The 17,100-nt window shown below is 67.8% G+C and carries 14 protein-coding genes; 4 read left to right on the top strand and 10 right to left on the bottom strand.

The window, feature by feature from the left end:
- Positions 1–18 precede the first annotated feature (18 nt).
- Complete coding sequence (locus tag ACFC1K_RS17595; RefSeq protein ID WP_375872593.1) at positions 19–3,237, top strand: DUF6519 domain-containing protein; 3,219 nt, start codon at positions 19–21, stop codon at positions 3,235–3,237.
- A 13-nt stretch (positions 3,238–3,250) separates the two neighbouring features.
- Positions 3,251–3,640 (top strand): hypothetical protein, encoded by a 390-nt coding sequence (locus ACFC1K_RS17590; RefSeq protein WP_375872592.1) that lies wholly within the window; start codon positions 3,251–3,253, stop codon positions 3,638–3,640.
- Positions 3,641–3,928: 288 nt separating this feature from the next.
- Here the strand turns inward: ACFC1K_RS17590 and ACFC1K_RS17585 are convergent, their stop codons facing one another.
- Genes ACFC1K_RS17585 through ACFC1K_RS17570 form a run of 4 tightly spaced genes read right to left on the bottom strand, consistent with a single transcriptional unit; the run spans position 3,929 to position 8,280 of the window.
- The gene (locus ACFC1K_RS17585; RefSeq protein ID WP_045299971.1) at positions 3,929–5,143 is read right to left on the bottom strand and encodes a glycoside hydrolase family 1 protein; all 1,215 of its coding nucleotides are present in this window, start codon (positions 5,141–5,143) and stop codon (positions 3,929–3,931) included.
- A 38-nt stretch (positions 5,144–5,181) separates the two neighbouring features.
- On the bottom strand, positions 5,182–6,075 hold the full coding sequence (locus ACFC1K_RS17580; RefSeq protein ID WP_375872591.1) for a carbohydrate ABC transporter permease: 894 nt from the start codon (positions 6,073–6,075) through the stop codon (positions 5,182–5,184).
- Between the two features lies 1 nt (position 6,076).
- Entirely contained in the window at positions 6,077–7,000 is a 924-nt protein-coding gene (locus ACFC1K_RS17575) for a carbohydrate ABC transporter permease (protein WP_375872590.1), read from the bottom strand.
- Positions 6,997–8,280, bottom strand: coding sequence for an extracellular solute-binding protein (locus ACFC1K_RS17570; RefSeq protein WP_375872589.1), 1,284 nt, complete (start codon positions 8,278–8,280; stop codon positions 6,997–6,999). Before ACFC1K_RS17570 ends, ACFC1K_RS17575 begins: the two co-directional genes overlap by 4 nt.
- Before the next feature lie 163 nt (positions 8,281–8,443).
- On the opposite strand from ACFC1K_RS17570, the gene ACFC1K_RS17565 reads away from it, so the two are divergent.
- Positions 8,444–9,442: a LacI family DNA-binding transcriptional regulator gene (locus tag ACFC1K_RS17565; protein ID WP_375872588.1), complete on the top strand. Its 999-nt coding sequence runs from the start codon at positions 8,444–8,446 to the stop codon at positions 9,440–9,442.
- Between the two features lie 26 nt (positions 9,443–9,468).
- Here the strand turns inward: ACFC1K_RS17565 and ACFC1K_RS17560 are convergent, their stop codons facing one another.
- From ACFC1K_RS17560 to nrdH, 6 genes are all read right to left on the bottom strand, one after another.
- Entirely contained in the window at positions 9,469–10,398 is a 930-nt protein-coding gene (locus tag ACFC1K_RS17560) for an alpha/beta fold hydrolase (RefSeq protein ID WP_375872587.1), read from the bottom strand.
- Positions 10,399–10,435: 37 nt separating this feature from the next.
- The gene (locus tag ACFC1K_RS17555; protein ID WP_375872586.1) at positions 10,436–11,386 is read right to left on the bottom strand and encodes an alpha/beta hydrolase; all 951 of its coding nucleotides are present in this window, start codon (positions 11,384–11,386) and stop codon (positions 10,436–10,438) included.
- A gap of 218 nt (positions 11,387–11,604) precedes the next feature.
- Positions 11,605–12,579, bottom strand: coding sequence for a class 1b ribonucleoside-diphosphate reductase subunit beta (gene nrdF / locus ACFC1K_RS17550; RefSeq protein WP_045299980.1), 975 nt, complete (start codon positions 12,577–12,579; stop codon positions 11,605–11,607).
- 25 nt (positions 12,580–12,604) lie between these two features.
- Positions 12,605–14,704, bottom strand: a complete 2,100-nt coding sequence (nrdE, locus tag ACFC1K_RS17545; RefSeq protein ID WP_375872755.1) for a class 1b ribonucleoside-diphosphate reductase subunit alpha — start codon at positions 14,702–14,704, stop codon at positions 12,605–12,607.
- A gap of 38 nt (positions 14,705–14,742) precedes the next feature.
- Positions 14,743–15,189, bottom strand: a complete 447-nt coding sequence (gene nrdI, locus ACFC1K_RS17540) for a class Ib ribonucleoside-diphosphate reductase assembly flavoprotein NrdI (RefSeq protein WP_310292185.1) — start codon at positions 15,187–15,189, stop codon at positions 14,743–14,745.
- A 1-nt stretch (position 15,190) separates the two neighbouring features.
- Positions 15,191–15,424: a glutaredoxin-like protein NrdH gene (nrdH, locus tag ACFC1K_RS17535; protein ID WP_045299982.1), complete on the bottom strand. Its 234-nt coding sequence runs from the start codon at positions 15,422–15,424 to the stop codon at positions 15,191–15,193.
- Positions 15,425–15,839: 415 nt separating this feature from the next.
- Between nrdH and ACFC1K_RS17530 the strand changes: the two genes are divergently transcribed.
- The gene (locus tag ACFC1K_RS17530) at positions 15,840–17,048 is read left to right on the top strand and encodes an MFS transporter (protein ID WP_375872585.1); all 1,209 of its coding nucleotides are present in this window, start codon (positions 15,840–15,842) and stop codon (positions 17,046–17,048) included.
- Positions 17,049–17,100: the final 52 nt, after the last annotated feature.

Raw genomic sequence — 17,100 nt, 5'->3', positions numbered from 1 at the left:
CGGGAAGGGGACGAACTGATGGGTGCTGACCTGAGCAGCGTGCCGTTCGACGCACGCAAGGATCACTCCGGCGTCGTGCTCCAGCAAGGGCGCCTGCTGCTCGACGGCGATTGGAACGAGCTCGTCGCCATCCTCGAACGCCGGCTGCGCGCGAACGTCGCCGACCTGGACGGACCCGGGCCGCAGACCGGCATCCAAGGGACGGCCGCGGTGTCGAAGGTGACGCCGGACGCCTTCAGGCTGGCGATCGCGGGCGGGGATCTCGCGATCGGCCGAGGGCGGCTGTACGTCGACGGCCTCGTCGCCGAGAACCACGGCGCCGAACCCGACGACACGTTCGATCCGATCCTCGCCGAATCGGTGGGGCCCGACACCGTGACCTATTCGGCGCAGCCGTACCTGCCCGACCCACCGGATCTCCCCGCCGACGGCACCCACCTCGTGTACCTCGACGTGTGGCCGCGCGAGGTCACACACCTCGAGGAGCCGGGCCTGATCGAGCCGGCGATCGGCGTCGACACGACGGCGCGCACGCAGACGGTGTGGCAGGTGAAGCACTTCGCCGTCCCCGCGGGCACGACGTGCGGGACCCCCGACGACGACATCGAAGGGTGGACCGCGTTGACCGCCGCCTCCGGCGCACGGCTCACGGTGGAGACGATCTCGGTCGCCGACGACGACCCGTGCGAGCTGCCGCCGACCGGCGGGTACCGCGGGCTCGAGCACCAGACATACCGGCTCGAGATCCACGACCCCGGCGAACCGGGAACCGCGTCGTTCAAGTGGTCGCGCGACAACGGGTCCGTGGCGAGCGCCGTCGTCGAGGTCCTGGACGCCGGCGCCGCGGTGCGCCCCGCGTCGTTGGGCCGAGACGACGTGCTGGGCTTCCACGACGGCGACTGGGTCGAGGTCGTCGACGACCACCGCGAGCTGCGGGGCGAGCCCGGCGAGCTGCGCCGCATCGAGGTCGACGACGCCGAGGGGACGATCGCCTTCGCCGGGTCGGCGCTTCCCGCCGACCTCCAGCTGACGATCGACGAGGCGGCCGAGCGCCACCTCCGCGTGCGTCGCTGGGATCAGGTAGGCGTCGTCAAGAACACCGCGGGCGGCACGGTCGTCGACCTCGACGAGGCCGCCGCGACCGGCGCGATCCCGGTTCCGGCGACGGCGGCCGATCGGATCGTGCTCGAGCACGGGCTCGTCGTCGGGTTCTCCTCCGCCGGCGGAGCGTTCCGCACCGGCGACCACTGGATCGTGCCCGCACGAGCGGCGGATGGCGCGGGCGACATCTCGGGTGCGGACCCGCTGCTCGATGCGGCGCCGCCGCTCGGCATCCATCACCACTACGTCCGCCTCGGCATCCTCACCTCAGGGGGTGTCACCGACTGCCGGCCGACCTGGCCGACGCCCGGTGAAGGCAACTGCGACGAGTGCGGCTGCGAGTGCACCGTCTGCGTGACGCCGGTGTCGCACGTCAGCGGCGAGCTCACCATCCAGGACGCGGTCGACAAGGTCAAGGCCGCCGGCGGCGGCACCGTCTGCCTCGCGATCGGGCTGTACCCGCTCCGTGAGCCGGTGCGCGTCGACGGTGCGACGTCGCTGCGCATCCGCGGACAGGGCGCCGGATCCATCGTCGTGGCGTCGGCCTCGGACGGGTTCGTCGTCACCAAGAGCAGGTTCGTCACGATCGAGGATCTCGCGGTCCTCGCCGCGAACGACTCCGCCGTGGTGCTCGACACGACGGTCGCGGCAAGGGTGGAGCGCGTCACCGCCCTCGTCCTCGCACAGGAGGGCCCGTCGCGATCCGCCATCGCGCTCGCCGGGACCGCGCTGCTCACCACCCTGCGCGACAACATCGTCGCCGGTCCGACCGGCATCGGCCATGCAGGCGCCGGCGCGGAGGATCGGCGACGTGTGCTGCTCGTCGCCGAGTTCGAGGCGAGCGACAACATCGTCATCGGCCGCGACTTCGGGATGCGGCTCGATGGCACCACCGCGTTCCTGCTCGCCAACCGCGTCGCCGACAACACCGTCATCCGGGCGCGCGAAGGCGGCATCGTCGCCACCGGCTTCGTCTATCCCGGCACGGTCCTCCCCGGCAGCTCCTTCGCGATCGAGGACAACACGGTGATCGTCGGCGGCACCGGGATCTCGGTCTCGGAGGGCGGATTCGCGATCACCCGCAACCAGATCGGCGCGCCGCGCTCCGACCAGCCGGCTCGCACCGACGGCATCGCCATCGTGCCGACACCCCCGGGCGAGCTCGTGCGCGACGTGGTGCGCATCGACGGCAATCACGTCCGCGGCGTGGGCGGCCACGGCATCGTCGACTACGCGTCGGTGCAGACGCTCGAGGTCACCCACAACCGCGTGGAGCTCGCCCAGCACGGCATCGTCATCGACGAGAAGGCCGCGGTCGAGATCGCCACGGTCTCGGGGAACACGCTGATGGACATCGGCTCCCGCGACACCGACGAGGCGGCGGGGGTCTTCGCGATCCGCGTCGTCAACACCGCGCACGCCTCCGTCGAATCGAACACCGTGCGCGGTGTCGGCACGGCGCGCAGCATGGGCGGCGAATCGATCGGGATCGACGTCGTCGCCGTCGCAGAGTCGCGCGTCGCAGGCAACACCGTGGAGCGCGTGGGTCCGGTGGACGGCGGCCGCGGCGAGATCGGCATCGCCGTGCGTGGCTTCGCCCGCTCTCAGATCGAAGGCAACGCGTCGCGCAGGTACCCCGCGGACCCCGATTTCGACCCCAACGGCGGTCGCTTCATCGGGCTGCTCGTCGGCAGCGGCGACGAACGCGAACTCGACTTCGGCCTCACGAAAGCGGGCGGCATCGTGACCGGACTCGGCCCGTTGGTCTTCGGAGTCGCCGCCGCGGCGGCGGTCGGATCGGCCCGCATCGTCGCCCCGCTCGTGACCGTCGACGCGAACATCGTCGCCGGCGGAGCCGCCGATGCGCCCCCCGCGATGATCGTCGGGCTGCGCGGCGATGCGATCGTCACCTCGAACCAGATCCGCGGCAACCGGGAGTTCGGTACGACCGCGCTGCGCCTGCGCGCGGAGACCGGCGCCGTCGCCCAGAACCGGTTCTGGGGCGGCAGAGAGCCCACGGCCGACCTGTTCCTCTCGGGGGCGTCGGTCCTCGGCAACATCTCGACCGGGATCCTGTTCCTCAACGGCGCGCCCGTCCCCCCGCCCTGGGACGCCCTCAACGTCATCGGCATCTGAGAGAGGCAGCATCATGACTCCCACGTCCAAGCCCAAGCCTCAGCCCAAGCCCCGCCGCCGGTCGAAGGCTGACGAGGCGCCGCGCGAGGATCGCGTCGCCGACGATGCGGCCGTCAGCGCGCTGCTCGACGTGCTGACCGACAGCGTCGCGGCGCTGCCCGAAGTTCTCGAACGCGGCGAGGAGGCCCGCCGCGCTCGCGCCGAGTCAGCCCGCGGACTGCTCGGCTCCCGTGAGCTCAGGGCAGCGGCGCGACGCGTGCCCGAACTCGGCACGAGCATCGAGTCAGCCCGCGCGGAGCTGGATCGTCAGGACGCGGCCGCCGAGCAGGCGCGGTCCCAGCTGCACGATGCGAGCAAGGAGTGGCTCATGGCCCTCAAGGCGCTGCGTGACCCGGGCGCATGACGCGGGGGTTGACCGGGGGGCCGACGCGAGAATGCCGGCGCCCCCGGTAGCCGCGAGCTCGGGACCCACGGCCGGGGTGCCGGACCGGGGCTCCGGCGCTATCCCCCACTGAAGAGACAACGCCCTAGGGAATCTATTACGCGAGTTTCGGGCGGCTTTCTGGAACGGGTTCACCGGCGCCACGTCGCGCCGTGAGTGAATGGCTGATCCGGGCTGATTTCGACGGCAACGGGAGGACGGATGCCGCGGCCCGCGGCATCCGTCCTCCCGGTCCGGTGGGAACCGTGCTCAGACGGCCAGCTCCACTCGAGGCGTCGCGGGGATCTCGTTCCGCTGCGCGAGCCCGCCCAGCCAGCCGAGACTCGGCTTCGGAGTGCGGGCGAACGTCTCGTGATCGACGGCGATGAGCCCGAACGTGGGCCGGAACGACCCCCACTCGTAGTTGTCGAGCAGCGACCAGTGCAGGTACCCGCGCACGTCGCAGCCGTCCGCGATGGCCTCGGCCATTCCCGCCAGTGCACCCGTCGTGTAATCGATGCGCCGGGCGTCGTCGGAGGTCGCCATCCCGTTCTCGGTGACGATCATGGGGACGCCGCCGGTGACCTCGCGGGTGTGGCGGAGGGCGTGACCCAGTGCCTCGGGGTAGTACTCCCACCCGGTGAGCGTGCGCTCGGTGCCCTCGGGCCACTCCTGGGGGCCGTAGCCCAGCTCGTCGTCCGTCGGGCCGATGATCGTCCGCAGATACGACTGCACGCCGATGAAGTCGTCGTTCCTCGACTGCTCGAGGAAGAAGTCCTCACGCCAGTACTGCCACTCGTCGCGCTGCTTCTCCCACCCGGGCACCGCCTGGAACACCTGGTTCGCCACGGTCCATCCCGAGCGGATGCCGCCGACCCCGCGCAGGACCTCGGTCGAGGCGTGATGCGCGTCGGCGATCGCCTGGGCGACGAACGGCGACGGCCCGGGGAAGTTGACCCCGTTCTCGGTGTCGATGCGCGCCTCGGTCTGATTGACCATCATGTTCGGCTCGTTGATCGTGACGACGAGGTCGACGTCGTCGAGGATCGTGGCGGCGATCTCGGTGAAGCGCCGGAACCGGTCGGTGCTCTGCTCCGAGTACCAGCCGCCGGAGTGGTCCCACCACCGCGGGAAGGTGAAGTGGTGGAGCGTCACGATCGGCTGCACGCCGTGGTCGCGGCACGTGTCGATCATGCGACGGTAGTGCGCGAGCTGCGCCCGCGAGACCACCCCCTCCTCGGGTTCGATGCGCGACCACTCCAGTGAGAAGCGGTACGCGGTGAGCCCGGCATCCGCCAGCAGCGCGATGTCCTCGGGATACCGGTGGTAGGAGTCGCACGCGTCACCCGACGGCTCCGGGATCTGCGTACCCGGCGCGTACTCGTTCTCCCAGTGTCCGGTGTTGACGTTGCCGCCCTCGATCTGGTGACCGGCGGTGGCCGCTCCCCAGATGAACCCCTCGGGTGCGGCGATGACACTGCTCATGAATGCTGTTCCTTTCTTGTGGAGGTGGCGGGATCGGGTCACTTGATCCCGGTGAGCGCGATGCCCTGGATGAAATGGCGCTGCATCGCGATGAACAGGATGAGCACCGGGATGATGATGAGGAAGGACCCCGCCATCTGCAGTCCGTAGTCGGATCCGTGCCCGCCGGCCTCGGCCGAGAAGAGCGCGAGCGACACGGGGAGGGTGTACATCGAGTCGTCCTGCGAGATGATCAGCGGCCACAGGAAGCTGTTCCACGACCCCATGAACGTGAAGATCGCGAGGGTCGCCAGCGGCGCCTTGCACAGCGGCAGCACGATCTGGAAGAACGTGCGGAACTCCCCCGCGCCGTCGATCCGTGCCGCGTCCAGGAGCGAGTCGGGGATCTCGAGCATGAACTGCCGCATCAGGAAGACGCCGAAGGCGCCGACCATGCCCGGCAGGATCAGCCCCCAGTAGGTGTTGACCATGCCGAGGTTCGCCACCAGGACGAACTGCGGGATCAGCGTGACGATGCCGGGCACGAACAGCGTCGCCAGCACGACGACGATGATCACGTTCTTGCCCCGGAAGTTCATCTTCGCGAGCGCCCAGCCCACCATCGACGAGAACAGCAGCGTCGTGGCGACGGTCACGACCGCGAGGAACACCGAGTTGAAGAACGGCCGGAGGATGTCGAACTCGAACAGCCACGCCCGGAAATTGTCGAGCGTGGGATGCTGCGGCCACCAGGTGACCGGGCGTGCCATGATCTCGGCCTTGGTCTTGAAGGCGCCGAGCACCATCCAGACGAACGGCAGGACCGTGGCTGCGAGGCCGACCGAGAGGATGGCCAGCACGGCGAGGTTGCCCCACCGTACGGGCTTGCGGGACGTCCGCGGCGGCGCGGACACAGCCTCGGTCGCGGCGGGTCTTTCGAGGGTTGTCGTCATGTCAGGTCCTCTGACGGAAGAAGCGGAACTGGATGATCGCGAGGATGCCGACGAGCGCGAACAGCACATACGCTCCGGCGGCGCCGACCGAGTAGTTGCCGTACTTGAACTGGTTGTAGACCTGGAGGGCGATCGAGGTGGTCGACTCCAGCGGGCCGCCGTTCGTCATGACGAACGGCTCGTCGAAGAACTGCATGTAGCCGGTGGTCACGAGGATCGTGTTCAAGAGGATCGTCGGCATCATCATCGGAATCGTGATGCGGAAGAACTTCTGGATGGCGTTCGCACCATCGATCGACGCGGCCTCGTTGACATCGGCGGGGATGCCCTGCAGGCCCGCGAGGAAGATCACCATCGACGCGCCGATGTTGCGCCAGATGGCCATGATCGTGATCGCCAGCAGCGCGGTGTTCGGATCGCTCAGCCAATTCGGCCCGGAGATGCCGACCCAGCCGAGGATCGTGTTGAGGACGCCCGTGTTCTGGTACATGATGCGCCACACGACGGCCACCGCGACGATCGTCGTGATGACCGGCGTGTAGTAGCCCACGCGGAAGAAGGTGGCGGCCCGGCGACTCACCGAGTTGAGCAGCACGGCCAGCACGAGCGCGAGGAACAGCGTGGCGGGGACGCCGACCACGACGAACATCAGCGTGTTGAACAGCGCCCGCTGGAAGGACGGGTCGGTGAGCACCGCGACGAAGTTCTCGAATCCGACGAAGTCGACGTTGAACGGGTTGCGGATGTCCCGCGCCCGAAGATCCGTGAACGCCATCGCCAGCGAACTGACGAGCGGAATGAGCCCGAAGACGCCGAACGTCAGGACGAACGGGGCGACGAAGACCCAGGCGATGGCGGCGGAGCGCCGCCGCTGCGCGGCCAGGGAAGGAACCTTCCCCGGCCGCGCCGCCTGAACGGATGTCACCACCCGAAGCCGATCGTGTCGGCCTGCGCCTGGATCTCCTTCGCCGCGTCGGCGCTCGAGATCTCGCCACGCGCGACCTGCTCGGAGTACTTGCTGATGAGGTCTGAGATCTGCGACCACGCCGGGTAGTTCGGCGTCGCCACCGTGTTCTGCAGCTGCTGCGTGAGCGTCTTGGTCACCGGGTTGTCCTGGATCGGTGCGTAGTCCCCCGCCGCGATGTTGGCCGGGAGCTCACCCTGCAGGTCGTACCAGGCCTCCTGCTGCTCCTGCGCGCTCATCCACGACAGCAGCGACCATGCCGCGGACTTGTTGTCGGATGCCGAGAACACGCCCAGGTTGCCACCGCCGATGTACTGGTCGTTGTTCCCGCCGGGACCGGTCGGCGAGACGGTGTAGCCGACGGAGTCCATCGTGAAGCCCTCGGGAGCGGTGCCCTTCTCGATCTCCTCCTGGTAGATGTCGAGCATCCACGGACCCGAGATGAACATCGGCGTCCCGCCGTTCTCGAACGTCGCGTCGGTGTCACCCATCGGCGCCTCGCCGCGCTGGAAGTAGCCGCCGTAATAGTCGAGCGCCTCGACGAACTCGGGGGTGTCGATCGTCCACGCGTCACCGTCGGTCATCGAACCGCCGGCCTGGGCGTCGAACGGCACGATGACCTGCGCCGGCTGCTCGGTGGGCTTGGGCAGGCTGAAGCCGAACGTGCCGCCGGGGCGCGAGGCGAACGCCGCCGACATCGCCTGCGTCTCCTCCCACGTCGTGGGTGCCGACAGGCCGAGCTCGGCCGCGATGTCGGCGCGGTAGAAGAGGAAGCGGGTCTCGACGTACCACGGCATCGCGTACAGGTCCGTCTCGCCGGTCACCGAGTCCACGGCGGCCGGGTAGAAGTCTTCGGTGTCGTAGACGCCGTCCGGGACGGCATCGAAGGCGCCCATACCAATGACGGTCGCGGTCTGGTCGGCGCCGGTCATGATGATGTCCGGTCCCTTGCCGGCGGCGGTCGCCGTCTGCGCCTTCGTGATCACCTGGTCCCACGGCACGTCCGTGACCTTGATGCTGGCGTCCGGGTTGGCCTTCAGCCAGTCCTTGGTGAGCTTCTCCAGGTTGTCGGCGTGGCCGCCTGCCGTCCAGATCTCGACGACGCCGGACGCCTTGCCTTCCTCGGCCGGGGCGACCGACGATCCCTCGGCGCTGCCTTCCGCGCTGCGACCGCAACCGGACAGGACCAGGACGGCGCCCAGCGCCATCGCCGTGATCGCCATGACTCGCATCCCTTGCATGCTCACTCCTTCGTGTGATTTCGATACGAAAGCTCGAAATTTCGTGCCTCAGAGTGAGACTATAGAGCGACGAATGGGGGCGAGTCCAGCGAAGTTCGCAGAATGGGCCACCGATCGTCGTCGATTGCCGCTAGCATTTTCGGAAAGTTGATCCGGAGGAACAATGGCAGTCCAGCTGGCCCAGATCGCGACCGAGGCAGGAGTCTCCATCCCGACGGTGTCGAAGGTGCTCAACTCCCGGCCCGATGTGTCCCGCGCCACCCGAGATCGTGTGGCGGCGGTCCTCGAGCGCCACGGCTACGAGATCCGGATGCGCCCGAGGATGGCGACCGGATTCCTCGACATGCGCGTCGTCAACCTGGACCAGGCATGGTCGGAGGCCGTCGTCCGCGGTGCCGCCGAGGCGGCGAAGGCGCACGGCAAGGACCTCGTCCTCGCCGTCGAGCCCGACCCGGAGGACTGCGACGAATGGGTGATGCACGCGCTGGAGCGGGGCTCCGACGGGTTGCTCAGCGTGGTCGCGGTGCCGAGCCCCGAGGCACGTCAGCAGCTCGCGGAAGCCGGCATCCCGCTGGTCGTCGTCGACCCTCTGCACCGGATGCCCGAGGGGACGTTCTCGATCGCGGCGACGAACTTCCAGGGAGCCTTCGACGCCGCGCAGCATCTCATCGAACTGGGCCACCGCCGCATCGCGACGATCACCGGTCCCCTCGATCAGGACAACGGCATCGCCCGGCTCGCCGGTTTCCAGGCGGCGCTGCAGCAGGCCGGCGTTCCCGTGGACGACGACCTGATCATCCGCACGCACTACGGCATCGACCAGGGCTACGACGCCACGCGGATCCTCCTCACCCGCGACTCGCGGCCGACCGCGATCTTCGCCGCGAGCGACGACAGTGCGCTCGGCGCCATCCGCGCCCTCCGCGAGGCGGACCTGCGCATCCCCGACGACATGTCGGTGATCGGCTTCGACGACCTGCCGCACTCATCCTGGATCGACCCGCCGCTGACGACGATCCGCCAGCCGCTCGCCCAGATGGGCAGCGCCGCCGTGGACGTGATCGTCCGCGTGCGCGCCGGACGCCACCCCCACCCCGCAGCGCGCACCGAGCTGTCTACGACGCTGGTCGTCCGCTCATCGACCGCCCCGCTGCGAGGCTGACGCGGACCGGTGTCCTGCGATTGCGGTCAGGGCGTTCCCGCGCCGTCACCGGGGGTCTCGGCGACGGCGAGGATCGCATCGGCGAACGCCCGCGGCGCCTCGGCGGGCAGGTGATGACCGGCGTGGGGAACCTTGCGGTGCTCGCGCCAACCGGCGAAGAGATGGGCGTCGTGGCTGCCGTCGGATGCAGGGAAGTTGCCGTCCGCTGTCCCGTCGAGGGTGATCGTCGGCACGCTGATCGGCGGAAGCGCGGCGAGCTGCGCCTCGACGTCCGCGTAGGCATCGGCGCCCTCGGCGAGGCCGAGTCGATGCCGGTAGGAGTGGATCACGACGTCGACGTAGTCGGGGTTGTCGAACGCACGAGCAGCACGGACCAGCTGCCCTTCGCCGAAGTCCCACTCGGGCGAGTTGCGTCGCCAGATCACGCGGGCGATCTCGCGCCGGTTGTGCTCCAGACCCGCCCGGCCGCGGGCGGTCGCGAAGTACCAGAAGTACCAGAAGCCGGCTTCGCGGTCCGGATCGATGGGGGTGCTCGCGGAGGCGATGTCCTGAATGAGATAGCCGCCTGCCGAGACGAGCCCGCCGACCCGATCGGGGTGCAGGGCGGCCACCACCCCGGCGGCACGTCCACCCCAGTCGTACCCCGCGAGGATCGGCTCGTGGAGTCCGAGAGCGTCGAGGAAGGCGAGCAGGTCGGCTCCGAGCGCCCCCTGCTGTCCGCTTCGGGGCGTGTCCGCGCTCAGGAAGCGCGTCGGACCGTGTCCGCGCAGGTAGGGCACCAGAACGCGGAAGCCCGCCTCGACGAGGAGCGGAGCCACGTCGGCGTAGCTGTGGACGTCGTACGGGAATCCGTGCAGCAGCACGACGGGTTCGCCGTCTGCAGGCCCGAGGTCGTAGTAGGCGACGTCGAGGACGCCGGCGGGGACATGGCGGATCTGGACGTTCGCATCGATCATGAGGAACTCCTCGGAGGGTGGGTCGGGTCCGGTGGGGTCAGTCGCGGGCGAACGCCGTGCGGAGCGTGTGGATCGCCTGGTCGATCGCGGCGGTCGTCGCGGCCGATGGGCGCAGCGGGTTGAGCATCATGAAGTCGTGGATGGTGGCGTCGTAGCGCACGAGCGTCGTCGGCACACCCGCTTCGATGAGCTTGCGACCGTAGGCTTCGCCCTCGTCGCGCAGCACGTCGTTCTCGTCGACGATCAGCAGGGTCTCGGGCAGCCCCTTGAGCTCGTCGACGGGCGCCTGAAGCGGTGACGCGGTCACGTCGCTGCGCTTGCGCACGTCGGGGAGGTAGTTGTCCCAGAACCACGCCATCGCGTCGGCACGCAGGTGGAAGCCCTCCGCGAACTCGCGGTAGCTGGCCGTATCCTGCCGCGCATCGGTGACCGGGTAGTACAGCGACTGGTGGATGAACCTGACATCGCCGCGCTTCTTCGCGAGGATCGCGAGCACCGCGGCCATGTTGCCGCCGACCGAATCTCCCGCGACGGCCAGTCGCGCAGCATCCAGTCCCTTCTGCCTACCGTTGTCCATGATCCATCGGGCGGTCGCGTACGCCTGTTCGATGGCGACGGGATGCTGCGCCTCAGGCGAACGCGTGTACTCGACGAACACGATCGCAGCGCGGGCGCCCGTGGCGAGGTCGCGCACCAGGCGGTCGTGGGTGCCCGCGTTGCCCAGAACCCAGCCGCCGCCGTGGACGTAGAGCACTACGGGAAGCGACCCCGTCGTGCCGGCCGGCTTGACGATCCGGACCCTGACGTCGCCGACAGCAGCCGGCACGGTGATCCACTCGTCCTCGACATCGGGAAGGTCGACCGGCCCCGACTGCACGTCGTCGAGCAGCTTTCGCGCCCCGTCGACGCCGCGTTCGACGAGCGTGGGCGGAACCGCAGCCGCCTCTGCGAACGCGCGTGCCTCCGGTTGCAGGATGTGTTCAGTCATGTCGCAGGCCCATCTGTGTGTGGTGATCGGTTCGTCGGATCCGCCGGCATTCACCGGCTTGAACACAAAGACCGGGCAGAGCGCGCAGTTGTGACACCCGTACGGCGATCAGCGTTCCGCAGGATGCCGGCGTCACAGATCAGATCGCTGCACGAGGATGGGGCGGGCTGAAAAACACGAAAGCCCGCGGAAACCGCGGGCTTTCGATGGTTCGGGTCTCAGAAGTCCCAGTCCTCGTCTTCCGTCGCCTCGGCCTTGCCGATGACGTACGACGAGCCGGACCCCGAGAAGAAGTCGTGGTTCTCGTCGGCGTTCGGCGACAGGGCCGACAGGATCGCCGGGTTCACGTTCGTGACCGTCGAGGGGAACATCGCCTCGTAGCCCAGGTTCATGAGGGCCTTGTTGGCGTTGTAGTGCAGGAACTTCTTGACGTCCTCGGTGAGGCCGACGCCGTCGTAGAGGTCCTGCGTGTACTGCACCTCGTTGTCGTAGAGCTCGTAGAGCAGCGAGAACGTGTAGTCCTTGATCTCGTCGCGCTTGGCCTGGTCGACCGTCTCGAGTCCGCGCTGGAACTTGTAGCCGATGTAGTACCCGTGCACGGCCTCGTCGCGGATGATGAGGCGGATGAGGTCGGCCGTGTTGGTGAGCTTGGCGCGGCTCGACCAGTGCATCGGGAGGTAGAAACCCGAGTAGAAGAGGAACGACTCGAGCAGGGTCGAGGCGACCTTGCGCTTGAGGGGTTCGTCGCCGCGGTAGTACTCCATGACGATCTGAGCCTTCTTCTGAAGGTTCTCGTTCTCGACCGACCAGCGGAACGCCTCGTCGATCTCCTTCGTGGAGCACAGCGTCGAGAAGATCGACGAATACGACTTCGCGTGCACCGACTCCATGAACGCGATGTTCGTGTAGACGGCCTCCTCGTGCGGAGTGATGGCGTCGGGGATGAGCGACACCGCGCCCACCGTGCCCTGGATCGTGTCGAGGAGCGTGAGCCCCGTGAACACGCGCATCGTGAGGGTCTGCTCCTCGGGGGTGAGCGTGTTCCACGACTGGATGTCGTTCGACAGCGGCACCTTCTCGGGCAGCCAGAAGTTGTTCACGAGGCGGTTCCACACCTCGAGGTCCTTGTCGTCCTGGATGCGGTTCCAGTTGATGGCCTGGACGTGGTCCAGGAGCTGGAGCTTCTCGCTCATCGTCCTTCTTCTCTCGGAATCCTGATCAGAGCGTGCAAGAAACGCACTCGCTCATGTCCGTGCCCTCCAGGGCCATCTGGCGGAGGCGGATGTAGTAGATCGTCTTGATGCCCTTGCGCCAGGCGTAGATCTGGGCCTTGTTGATGTCGCGCGTGGTCGCGGTGTCCTTGAAGAACAGCGTGAGCGACAGACCCTGGTCGACGTGCTGCGTGGCGGCGGCGTACGTGTCGATGACCTTCTCGTAGCCGATCTCGTACGCGTCCTGGTAGTACTCCAGGTTGTCGTTCGTCATGAACGCCGCCGGGTAGTAGACGCGGCCGAGCTTGCCTTCCTTGCGGATCTCGATCTTCGCCGCGATCGGGTGGATCGACGACGTCGAGTTGTTGATGTACGAGATCGAGCCGGTCGGCGGCACCGCCTGCAGGTTCTGGTTGTAGATGCCGTGCTGCTGGATCGAGGCCTTCAGCGCGCGCCAGTCGTCCTGCGTGGGGATGTGGTGGCCGGCGAACATCTCGGCGACCTTGGCCGTCGCGGGGACCCACTCCTGCTCGATGTACTTGTCGAAGAACGCGCCCGATGCGTACGTCGAGTCCTCGAACCCGTCGAAGGTCTCGCCGCGCTCGATCGCGATCTTGTTCGACGCGGTCAGCGCGTGGAACAGCACCGAGTAGAAGTAGATGTTCGTGAAGTCGACACCCTCTTCCGACCCGTAGTAGACGTGCTCGCGGGCGAGGTAGCCGTGGAGGTTCATCTGGCCGAGGCCGATCGCGTGCGAGCGGTCGTTGCCGTCCTCGATCGAGCGGACCGAGGCGATGTGGCTCTGCTGGCTGACCGCCGTGAGCGCACGGATGCTGGTGTCCACGGTCTTCGCGAGGTCGCCGCCGTCCATCGCCAGGGCGATGTTGAGCGAGCCCAGGTTGCACGAGATGTCCTTGCCGATCTGGGCGTAGGACAGGTCCTCGTTGTACGTGGTGGGCGTGTTCACCTGCAGGATCTCGGAGCACAGATTGGACATGTTGATCCGGCCCTTGATCGGGTTGGCCTTGTTCACCGTGTCCTCGAACATGATGTACGGGTAGCCCGACTCGAACTGGATCTCGGCGAGGGTCTGGAAGAACTCGCGCGCGTTGATCTTCGTCTTCTTGATGCGCGGGTCGTCGACCATCTCGCGGTACTTCTCGCTCACCGAGATGTCGCCGAACGGCACGCCGTAGACGCGCTCGACGTCGTACGGGGAGAACAGGTACATGTCCTCGCCGTTCTTCGCGAGCTCGAACGTGATATCGGGGACGACGACGCCAAGCGACAGCGTCTTGATGCGGATCTTCTCGTCGGCGTTCTCGCGCTTGGTGTCGAGGAACTTCATGATGTCGGGGTGGTGGGCGTTGAGGTACACCGCACCCGCACCCTGACGCGCGCCGAGCTGGTTGGCGTACGAGAAGGAGTCTTCGAGGAGCTTCATCACGGGGATGATGCCGCTGGACTGGTTCTCGATCTGCTTGATCGGCGCACCCGCCTCGCGGATGTTCGACAGCAGCAGCGCCACGCCGCCGCCGCGCTTGGACAGCTGCAGCGACGAGTTGATGCCGCGCGAGATCGACTCCATGTTGTCTTCGATGCGCAGCAGGAAGCACGAGACGAGCTCGCCGCGCTGCGCCTTGCCGGCGTTGAGGAACGTCGGCGTCGCAGGCTGGAAGCGCCCCGAGAGGATCTCGTCGACGAGGTTGGTGGCCAGCAGCTCGTCGCCGTCGGCGAGGGCGAGCGCGGTCATGACGACGCGGTCCTCGAAGCGCTCGAGGTAGCGCTTGCCGTCGAAGGTCTTGAGCGTGTAGCTCGTGTAGTACTTGAACGCGCCGAGGAACGTCTCGAAGCGGAACTTCTTGCCGTACGCGAAGTCGTTGAGCTGCTGGATGAACGCGAACGAGTACCGCTCGAGCACGGCGGGCTCGTAGTACTCCTTCTCGACGAGGTAGTCGAGACGCTCCTTGAGGGAGTGGAAGAACACCGTGTTCTGGTTCACGTGCTGCAGGAAGTACTCCCGCGCAGCGCGCTTGTCGGCGTCGAACTGGATCTTGCCGTCCGCGTCGTACAGGTTGAGCATCGCGTTGAGAGCGTGGTAGTCCATGCCCTCGAAGCGTGCCTGCGTCTTGAAGTCGGTCTCCGTCAGAGTTCCCACCAGCGTTCCAATCCCGCGCTCACGCGTTCCACATCTTCAGGCGTGCCGAATACCTCTAGCCGGTACAAGTGCGGCACGTGACACTTGCGGCTGATGATGTCGCCGGCGACGCAGAAATGCTCGCCGAAGTTGGTGTTCCCCGCGGAGATGACTCCGCGGATGAGGCCCCGATTGCGCTCGTCGTTGAGGAAGCGGATGACCTGCTTCGGAACAGCGCCCTTCTCGACTCCCCTGCCCTGGCCTCCGCCATAGGTGGGTGTCACGAGGACGTACGGCTCGTCGACCACGAGCGCCGGATCCGTGGAGTGAAGTGGGATCCGGACCGCTCGAGCGCCGAGTTTCTCGATGAAGCGTGCGGTGTTGCCCGACACGCTCGAGAAGTAGACCAGCAGTGGCGCGTCCGTCGCGACGCGCTGCGTCACGACCGCCGACATGTCAGGCCAGACGCGAGGCGAGCTCGTCGATCTTGTCGGGACGGAAGCCCGACCAGTGGTCCTCATCGGTGATGACGACCGGCGCCTGGAGGTAGCCCAGCGCCTTGACCTGCTCGAGGGCCGTGGGGTCCTCCGAGAGATCGTGGATTTCGTACTCGATCCCCTTGGAGTCGAGTGCTCGATACGTCGCCGTGCACTGCACGCACGCGGGCTTCGTGTAAACCGTGATCGCCATGTCGATTCCGTCTCCTCAGTGCTTCCCCCGGTGGCATCCGGTGCTCTTTCCCGGCAGTCCCCCCACCGGGAGTCCAATACTACATATGGGTACCGACATTCGATAGCACCACAAGGGCTAGTAGTTACATCGGTGTGATTTTCCACCGTTCTCCCCATGTACAACACAGGTTGTCCACGGATTCATCCACAGCCGCCAGGGTCTGGAAAAGGCCAGGATCACGGGGCTTTCGAACGCCACGGCCGCATCCGTCCACAGGGTGCAGGCTAGCCAGCGCCTCCGACACCGGATTCGCCTGTGGACAACGCTCCCGGCGTGTCGCGGGCGTGTCGCGGGCGTGTCGCGCACGAGTGTGCGTCGAGGTCGTCGTCGGGGCCGTGCGAGGAGATCCCCGGGCGTGCCGTAACGTTGTCGGGTGGCCGGCTACCGGGAACTTCTGCGCACCCCCGGGGTGGCCCGCATCATCGCGGCGCAGCTCACCGCGCGCTTCCCCAACGGGATGATCAGCCTCGTGATCCTCCTGCACATCGAGGGGATCACCGGCTCGTACGGCGCCGCCGGCATCGTCCTCGCGGCGGTGTCGATCGGCCAGGCGCTCGCCGGTCCGGTCACGAGCCGCTGGATGGGGCGCTGGGGCATGCGCCGCGTGCTGACCCTCACCACCGTCGTGGCCGCGGCATCCCTCACCGCGATCGCGCTCCTCGTCGCCCCGGTGCCGGTCTACATCGTCCTGGGGTTCATCGCGGGCGCCGCGACGCCGCCGATCGTCGCGGCGGTGCGCACGATCTACGCCAAGATGGTCAACTCCACGCAGCTGACGGCGCTGTACTCCCTGGACGCCTCGCTGCAGGAGTTCATCTGGATCCTCGCGCCGGTGCTCATCACCTTCGTGGCGACGCAGGCCGGCACCGTCGTCGGTCTCATGCTGGTCGTGGTGATCCTGGTGGCCGGCGGGGCCTGGTTCATCCTCTCCCCCGAGGTCGGGCGCGTGCGCATCCCGCGCAGCAAGCGCTCCTTCGGCACCGTGCTCACCCGTCCGCCGATCCTGCTCGCGACCGTGATCGGCTTCCTCCTCATCGGCTCGTTCGCGGCCGTCGAGGCGAGCGTCGTGGCGACCTTCGATCACGGCGGACTGGAGGCGGGACTCGTGCTCGCCGTTTTCTCGATCGGCAGTCTCGCCGGCGGGCTCACCTTCGGGCACCTGCCGATGGGCCGCTGGGCCATGGCGCGCCGCCTGACGGTCGTGGCCATCGGGCTCGCGCTCACCGCGCTGTGGGTCAACGTGTGGTGGATCGGCGCCACGCTGTTCCTCGCCGGAATCGGCATCGCGCCGGCGCTGGCTGTGCTGTCGGCCGTGACCACCGCGAGCGTCAAGTTCAGCGACACCGCCGAGGCGTTCGGATGGGTCGGCACGGGTCAGCTCATCGGCGCCGCGGCCGGCTCGGCCGTCGCCGGCATCCTCATCGACGGCCCGGGCGGCGTGGCGGCCGCGTACACCTCCGCCGCCGCGTTCTGCGCACTCGGACTCCTCGTCGCGATCGTGTTCGCGCGCGGTCTTCCCGACTTGCGTGTGCGCGGTGCGAGCCCGATCCCCGACACCGAGCCGGTCACGACGATCGGCTGAGCCGACCCGACACGCATAGCCGTGTCATAGACGTCGCATAGTCGCGCGCGCT

This window comes from Microbacterium sp. NPDC056057, assembly GCF_042266945.1.
Classification (GTDB): domain Bacteria; phylum Actinomycetota; class Actinomycetes; order Actinomycetales; family Microbacteriaceae; genus Microbacterium; species Microbacterium trichothecenolyticum_C.
This window is presented reverse-complemented; position numbering and strand designations above follow the sequence as displayed.